This is a genomic window from Stenotrophomonas sp. 3diitr2024 (genome assembly GCF_042136455.1).
Lineage (GTDB): Bacteria > Pseudomonadota > Gammaproteobacteria > Xanthomonadales > Xanthomonadaceae > Stenotrophomonas > Stenotrophomonas sepilia.
Genome location: NZ_JBHHMJ010000413.1, coordinates 1 through 471 on the forward strand (window position 1 = coordinate 1; position 471 = coordinate 471).

The window sequence follows — 471 nt, forward strand, 5'->3', positions numbered from 1 at the left end:
GCGAAGGCCTGCTCGGCTATCGCCGCGGCCTGCTGGCCAAGGCCAACCACGGCGATCGCATCGTGTTCGCCGCGCCGAACGCCAAGTACACCATCAGCGTGTTCACCGACATCGAGTGTGGTTACTGCCGCAAGCGCACCCGCCGAACTTCGCACGTTGCTGGCGATGATCCTGGATTCGCCAGAACCCCTGTGGCTTGCCTGGGGCAAGGAAGACAAGGCGTTCTTCTTCAATGATGCGTACCTGCGCGCTTTCCACCCACGGCAGCTTTTCCAGCGCGTCCTGCGCATCCTGCAGCTTGACCGCGAAGAACCCGGCGCGCGCGTACGGCAGCAGCACCTGCTGCAGCTGCTCGGCCATGTGGTTGAAGGCATTGGCCAGTGGCCGCACCAGCGCGGTGCCCGCACGCGGCGCACGCGTGTCCAACTGGCCATCGCGCATCTGCCTGGCCGCCTGCGCCAGCTGCGAGAC

General features: G+C 66.0%; 2 pseudogenes. One reads left to right on the forward strand and one right to left on the reverse strand.

Annotated features, from left to right (window positions below):
* Positions 1-134, forward strand: a pseudogene (locus tag ABGA94_RS10315) (DsbC family protein); the annotation flags it as partial.
* 103 nt (positions 135-237) lie between these two features.
* Here the strand turns inward: ABGA94_RS10315 and ABGA94_RS10320 are convergent.
* Positions 238-357, reverse strand: a pseudogene (locus tag ABGA94_RS10320) (FtsQ-type POTRA domain-containing protein); the annotation flags it as partial.
* Positions 358-471 lie beyond the last annotated feature (114 nt).